We start from the raw sequence: 6,216 nt of genomic DNA, 5'->3' as shown, positions 1-6,216 counted from the left end.
GCCTAACCGACAATACTCTCGTTCGCTCTCGCGAATGATGCAACCTTGGTCGGTAGCCGACTGGCAGCTGTCGGACGACGAGGTCGAGAAAGTGGACATCCAAGCGAATGGCGCCGCACCGCGTTTCCTGCCGGCAAAGATGCGTTCATAGAAACCTCTATGCCAAACGACCGCGCCATAGTTGAGTTCTTCAACGCAAGCGCGAGCTACACGGACAACGTCACAGCGTCGCTCACCTATATCGCGAGGCGATCGGACCCCGAAACTTACGTCGTCAAGTCCAGGTTGCTCCTGCACGGCCCCGGCATGCTTCCTGCTCCACGCCTGTTCACAGCGGACAAGATCATCGCGGAGTCCTTTCACCTAGCATCACTCGAGCAGAAGCCAGCCGACGTGATCAACGCTGCGTTGGAGGGCACGGTGGTCACGCCCCAGCCCGTCGGGCTCTTCGGCGAGAAGCGGCCGAATGAACGTGACGCCGCCGATCTCGTTCACGCCCAGTGGCGGACCGCCTTCCCAGCGCACCGCCCGCCGGCGGCTAACAAAGACACCATCGTTTCAAGTGAAACCCCATTTGATTATCGCGCACCCATAGCTCTGATTAATGGACGGTCACGACTGGATCAGCCCGTGCTGGAGGATCACCGTGCCCCGTTTCCACTCAGCCCCCGAGGCGGCTTTGCAGCAGCATCCGCGCATCGTCGAGCGCGCCGGGCGCGATGTCCTGCAGCACGGTCATGAAGTCGAGCACGACCCAGGCCTTGGCACGTTCCAGCAGCATGGGCACCGGGCTCGCCGGCTCGCTGCGCCGGTAATAGTCGACCACGAGATCGAGCACGCGGACCACGTCGTCCCGGCTGCGAACCGTGCCGGATACGCGCGCACCGCTCCCCGACGTCGCGGCCGCCGCCTCCCCTTCTTCGGCGCCTCCCTCTTCGATCGCCACTTCCGGCCGCGGCAGGAAAGCGTCGATGGCGCCGGCGATCGCCGCGAGGCATTCGTAAACCGGCGCGAAGTTGGTGCCGCCTTCCGATCCGGCATGGTCCATCAGCAACACGTCGGCGCGGCGGAAGCTGTCCCGGATCGCCTCCACACGCTGGGCGGCGTCGGCCAGTCCCTCGAGAGAGCCCTCGGCCAGCGCCGCGCGGAAGGGGCCATAGCCTTCCTCGCCCTCGCCGCCACGATGGAAGCGGATGATATCCTCCGCCGTGAAGCGGCCGAGGCGGCCGTGCTCCACCAGCACGATGCGGCCGAGCGGGCCGACAAACTCGCGGAAGCTCGCCAGCGTGTCGCAGGCACCCTTGCGGCCGAGAAAGCCATATTCCTCCAGCCGGGGATGCGCCCGCTCCCAGAAACGCTCCAGCAGGCCCGCCAGCGCGCGGGCACCCGTCTCCACGATCGCGAGCTGTCCTCCGCGCGCGCCGGCACGGCAGAGATAGACCGGCAGCCACACATCCTTGGTCCGCTCGGACTGGTCGGCGATCGCGGCGATGATCGGGCGCCAGTCGGTCTCACCCGCGGCCTCGGCCACGCCCGAGGCGTCGATCGAGACGGACGAGTCGAACGCCTGTTCGATCTGGTGCCGCTGCGGGTCGTAGGCGAGGTCGGGGCCGGTCGGGTCTTCCCCCGCGACCGGGGCCAGCAGCTTTTCGAGATCGAGCGTCATGACGCGGTAACTCCTTGGCGAAGGCGGCCGTCACCGGCCGCGAACTCTTCGCGATTTAAACCACAAATATCCGCGCTCAATCTTCGCAATCGCGACAATTGTAACTTCGCAGGAAGTATCGTTGCATGAAACGCCAGGCAGAAATGACGCTCGACGTCGGATCGACCCTGAAGCTCATCAGGTTTGAATCCCACGAGCGATTGAGCGACATCTATGAAATCGACGCGGAGGTCGTCGTCGAGGACAAGGTGGATTTCCTTTTCGCTCTCGGACGACCTGCCATGATCGAGGTTTTCGAGCAGGAAAAATCCGTCCGTTTCTTCCACGCCCTCCTGATCGAGGCGCATTTTCTGCGGCAGGAGGATCAGGGCTTCCACTACCGGCTGGTGCTGCGCCCGTGGTTGCACCTGCTCGGCCACAACCGCGCCTACCGCATCTTTGAGCAGAAGAGCGTCGTCGACATCCTGAAGGAGGTGCTGGAGGAGCAGAGCCGCCATGTCGACTACAGCAAGCTGACGGACAGCTACCAGCCCTGGCCCTATTGCACCCAGTATCGGGAGAGCGACCTCGCCTTCCTCTCGCGTCTCATGGAGCGCGAGGGGATCTATTATTATTTCCGCCACGAGCGCGACGACCATATCCTCGTGCTGGCCGATGGACGCGGCGCGCACCAGCCGGCACCGGGCTATGAGACGGTGAAGCTGCGCGCCGACTGGTCGGGCCGCAGCGGCGGCCTCGCCGAGGCGCTGTGGGACTGGCAGGAGCATGTCACCAGCGGTGGAGAGACCCGCTTCCTGCTCCAGAGCTTCGACTATCAGCAGACCCGCACCAAGGATGGCCGCACCGATGGCCCCGCCCGCAACCCGGCCGACACGCAGGAGGTCTACGAGTTCACCGGCGATTTCGTCGACGAGGGGCTGGCGAACCACTGGACCAAGGTCCGGCTGGAATCGGCGCGCGCGCGCCAGCGGCTCTACACCGGCATGGGCGATGCGATCGGCCTCGCCTGCGGCGGCTCCTTCACACTCGATTCCGATGCCGCGTTCGAGCGAGGCCAGGAATTCATCCTGACGGCCCTTGATTACAGCCTATATGCCGAGCCTTATCGATCCGGGAACGAAGAGGAGCCGCGCCGCATCCATGTCGAGGCGGTGACCAGCGACACGCAATGGCGCGCGCCCTTCGTGACGCCGCTCCCCGTGGCAGGGCCGGAGACGGCGATCGTCATGGTCGGCGGCGCGGACGACACGAATGTCGATGCGATGGGCCGCATCCGCGTGCGCTTCCTGTGGGGCAAGCCGGGCGAGGCGCCGGAGAAGGCGCGCTCCTGCTGGCTGCGTGTATCGCATCCTTCGGCGGGCGCGGCCTTCGGCCATGTCACCCTGCCGCGCACCGATCAGGAGGTGATCGTCGACTTCCTCGATCGCAATCCCGATCGGCCGATCGTCACCGGCCGGGTTTATAATTCCGAGCATGTGCACGCCTATGCGCTGCCCGAGCATCGCACCCGCTCGCTCTACCGGTCGCACACCATCGGCGCGACGGGCAGTTATGACGGCGCCGAGAGCACGCCCCCAGCGCCCGGTTACAACGAGTTGAGCTTCGAGGATAAGGGCGGCTCGGAGCAGGTCTATCTGCGCGCCCAGCGCAATCGGCTGACCGAGGTGCTGCTCGATGACGAAGCGCGCATCAAGCGCGACCGCACCGCCACGATCCATCGCGACGACACGACGACAGTCCAGACCGGCGACTACAGTGTCTCGGTCCGTGCCGGCGAGGCGACGATCGAGGCGGCGAAGCGTATCACGCTGAAGGTCGGCCTCAACAGCATCACCATCGACGCGCTGGGCATCGCGCTCAGCGTCGGACCGACGCAGATCCGGCTGAGCGAAGCCGGCATCGTCATGAATGGCCTCACCGTCACGGGGGAAGCCGAAACGACGATGACGCTGAACGGCAGCATCACCACCGTCACCGGCGATGTGATGCTCAATCTGCTCGGCGGGGCGCTGGTGATCGCATGACCGGCTGGCCCCGCACGATCTGGACCGAAGCGCGGCAGATCGGCGCGCTGCTCGGCTGGCCGCCCGCGCCGGGCGACGGCGACGCGCCCGACCGCTTCTTCGAGGCGCTCCGGGCCGAGGCGCACGATCGCGACGCGGCGCGCTTCCTCGGGCAGGCACTCCCCCGTTACGAAACCGTCCTCTGGGCCGCACGGACCGTCGAGCGCTGCTCATCGCAGGCCGACCCGCGCGTGATGGCGGCCGTCTCCGCCTGGCTCGCCGATCCGTCCGAGACGCATCGGCGAGCCGCCTATCATGCCGCCAGGGCAGCTCCCGATCCGAGCGCCGCGCGGCTGTGCGGGCTTGCCGTGTTCACCTCGGGCGGGTCGCTCGCGCCGGAAGGGAAGCCTCCCTACCCCGCGCCAAAAGGCGCGGTCGGCCGCTTCGCCGCCGGCGCCGTTCTCATCGCGGTGGCCGACACGCCGTCCCGCGCAACCGCGCTCCATCAGGCACTCGATTATGGAAGCAGGCTCGCCGCGGGCGCGCCGGAAGGACAGCCATGACCCTCATCCTCACCATCCAGGATCGCGATACGCTCGACAATGGCGAGCCTGCCACCCTCCGGCTCGACCGCCACGGCGCGATGATCGGCCGCTCCACCCATGCCGACTGGTGCCTGCCCGATCCGCGCAACCACATCTCCTCGCGCCATTGCGAGATCAGCTATCGCGACGGCGCCTATCTCCTCGCCGACCGCAGCACCAACGGCACCTTCGTCAACGGCGCGTCCGAGCGGCTGGGCGCACTGCACGCCATCGCGGACGGGGATCGCATCCTGATCGGCGGCTATGAGGTCGTGGCACGCTGCCCCGGCAGCGAGGCTGCCGAAGCCGTGGCGGAGCCGCAGGCGACGGCGGACGCATGGGGCGACTGGGCGCCCGAGCCCCGGCCTGCCGCGTCGTGGGCGCCGGTTGCCGAGCGTCCTGCCGCGCCACGCGTGTCACCTCCGCTTCCCGACGGCGGCGGATGGGACGCCCCCGCCCCGCTCAGCCGCCCCTCCCCATGGTCGAGCGAGCCGCGCGAGGCCGTGCCACCGTCAGCCGGCGACATCTGGGGGCAACTCGCGCGGGAAAGCGAGATCGACTGGTCACAGGGGGACTTCGGCCGCATCGAGCAGGAAGCCGAAGGCTGGGGCCGGATCGAGGCACCATCGGAAACCCCGGCGCCAGCGTCTTCGGAACCGGCGGTCACGACAACCCCGGACGGGTGGCAGGCCTTCCTGCGGGGAACCGGCCTCGCGCCCGATCAGGTCCGCAGCGCGCCCACTGCCGTCCTTGCCAATGCCGGAGCGATGCTGCGCCAGATGGTCGGCGGGCTCGTCCTCATGGTCGACGCCCGCGCCCGCGCCAAGGCGCAACTCGGCCTTCAGGCGACCAGCCTCGAGCTGGAGGGCAACAACCCGCTCAAGTTCATCCGCGCGCCCGAACGCGCTCTGCTCCAGCTCCTGGAACCGCCGGAGCGCGGCTTCATGGACGCGGCGCGCGCGGTGGAAGACGCGCATCAGGACCTCCAGGCGCACCAGATGGCGACGCTGGGCGCGATGCGCGGCGCATTGGCGGAAGTGCTCGCCCGCTTCTCGCCCGCCGCGATCCGCGAGCGGCAGGAGACGCGCGGATGGCTGTCACGCCTGCTGTCCGGCGCACGCGAGGCGGCGCTGTGGCAGGCCTATGAGCGCGAGTTCGAAGGCGTCGTGCGTGGCGCCGACGAAGCCTTCATGGACATGTTCGCCAAGGAATTCCGCGTCGCCTACGACCGGCATATCACGGAGATGAAAGCGCGTCGGCGGGAGGGCTGATCGCCCCCCGCCCGCACGGCCTCATTTGGCGTAATAAATGGAGTTCGTGTCGAGGGGGAGCAGGCCGAGGTCCGGCGAGGCCATCCGGGATCCGAGCTTATGGTCCGCACGCCCACCGTCGGCTTCCCGGCTGTCCCACAAGCTCAGATGGTGCGCCACGCGGAGCAGCGTCGCGCTATCGATATCACCCGCCAGCGCCATCCGGGCCGCATCCCAGAAGAGGACCGGCACACCGTGGCCCTTCAGTCTAACGATGTTCGCGCGCGATTCCGCATTCCTGGTCCCGCGATATACGGTTGCGCAGAACAGCCGAAGCGTCCTGTTTTCCGGAAGGAGGTTATGGACCTGCAAGATCCGGTCGGTACATGCGCCGCAGGGCGAGCGTGTCAGGAATATATCATAGCAACCCTTGTCAGGAAGGCCGCCCGGCCGGCTGCCCTGTTCCGCTTCGGCCAATAGCGCGCTGGCGCCGCGATCCTGGTTACCCAGCGCGGCCAGCAGGAAATTGCAGGCGTAGCTTTCGGCATGAATCCCCGCTTCGCTCGTGCAGACCGCGAAGGGTTGGCCGTTTACGCGCAGCGTCAGGCTTGTCTTGTTGGCATCGGCCGCGATGTCCTGCTCGGTCATCGCCGTCATGCCCCGTACAAAACGCGCTCCCATCGAAAACCTTTCCGTTGCCTGCCCGAGACTAG

Annotated in this window: 6 protein-coding genes; 3 read left to right on the top strand and 3 right to left on the bottom strand. The window is 67.2% G+C overall.

The genetic code is table 11. The annotated features are described in order from the left end of the window. Positions 1 to 369: 369 nt before the first annotated feature. Entirely contained in the window at positions 370 to 495 is a 126-nt protein-coding gene (locus ST3T6A_RS22130; RefSeq protein WP_268869714.1) for a hypothetical protein, read from the bottom strand. A 166-nt stretch (positions 496 to 661) separates the two neighbouring features. Beyond that, complete coding sequence (locus tag ST3T6A_RS0108275) at positions 662 to 1,666, bottom strand: type VI secretion system protein TssA (protein WP_019832448.1); 1,005 nt, start codon at positions 1,664 to 1,666, stop codon at positions 662 to 664. 125 nt (positions 1,667 to 1,791) lie between these two features. Between ST3T6A_RS0108275 and ST3T6A_RS0108270 the strand changes: the two genes are divergently transcribed. The 3 genes from ST3T6A_RS0108270 to tagH are packed head-to-tail and all read left to right on the top strand — an operon-like array spanning position 1,792 to position 5,524. Then, entirely contained in the window at positions 1,792 to 3,690 is a 1,899-nt protein-coding gene (locus ST3T6A_RS0108270) for a type VI secretion system Vgr family protein (RefSeq protein ID WP_157602612.1), read from the top strand. After that, a complete protein-coding gene (locus ST3T6A_RS20805; RefSeq protein WP_019832446.1) occupies positions 3,687 to 4,232 on the top strand; it encodes a DUF6931 family protein in 546 nt (181 codons plus the stop codon). Before ST3T6A_RS0108270 ends, ST3T6A_RS20805 begins: the two co-directional genes overlap by 4 nt. Then, positions 4,229 to 5,524, top strand: coding sequence for a type VI secretion system-associated FHA domain protein TagH (gene tagH, locus ST3T6A_RS0108260; RefSeq protein WP_019832445.1), 1,296 nt, complete (start codon positions 4,229 to 4,231; stop codon positions 5,522 to 5,524). The genes ST3T6A_RS20805 and tagH overlap by 4 nt, the downstream gene beginning before the upstream one ends. A gap of 21 nt (positions 5,525 to 5,545) precedes the next feature. On the opposite strand, the gene ST3T6A_RS0108255 is transcribed toward tagH, so the two are convergent. Beyond that, the gene (locus tag ST3T6A_RS0108255) at positions 5,546 to 6,160 is read right to left on the bottom strand and encodes a hypothetical protein (RefSeq protein ID WP_019832444.1); all 615 of its coding nucleotides are present in this window, start codon (positions 6,158 to 6,160) and stop codon (positions 5,546 to 5,548) included. Positions 6,161 to 6,216: the final 56 nt, after the last annotated feature.

Origin of the sequence: Sphingomonas sp. PR090111-T3T-6A (genome assembly GCF_000383095.1) — a bacterium.
GTDB lineage: Bacteria > Pseudomonadota > Alphaproteobacteria > Sphingomonadales > Sphingomonadaceae > Solisphingomonas.
The sequence above is the reverse complement of the archived record's forward strand: the minus strand, read 5'-3'. Positions and strand labels throughout refer to the sequence as shown.

What these genes read in the sequence shown, in the direction of transcription:
- tagH (WP_019832445.1), top strand. Translation starts at nt 4,229, where the DNA reads ATGACCCTCATCCTCACCATCCAGGATCGCGATACGCTCGACAATGGC.
- ST3T6A_RS20805 (WP_019832446.1), top strand. Translation starts at nt 3,687, where the DNA reads ATGACCGGCTGGCCCCGCACGATCTGGACCGAAGCGCGGCAGATCGGC.
- ST3T6A_RS0108255 (WP_019832444.1), bottom strand. Translation starts at nt 6,160, where the DNA reads ATGACGGCGATGACCGAGCAGGACATCGCGGCCGATGCCAACAAGACA.
- ST3T6A_RS0108275 (WP_019832448.1), bottom strand. Translation starts at nt 1,666, where the DNA reads ATGACGCTCGATCTCGAAAAGCTGCTGGCCCCGGTCGCGGGGGAAGAC.
- ST3T6A_RS0108270 (WP_157602612.1), top strand. Translation starts at nt 1,792, where the DNA reads ATGAAACGCCAGGCAGAAATGACGCTCGACGTCGGATCGACCCTGAAG.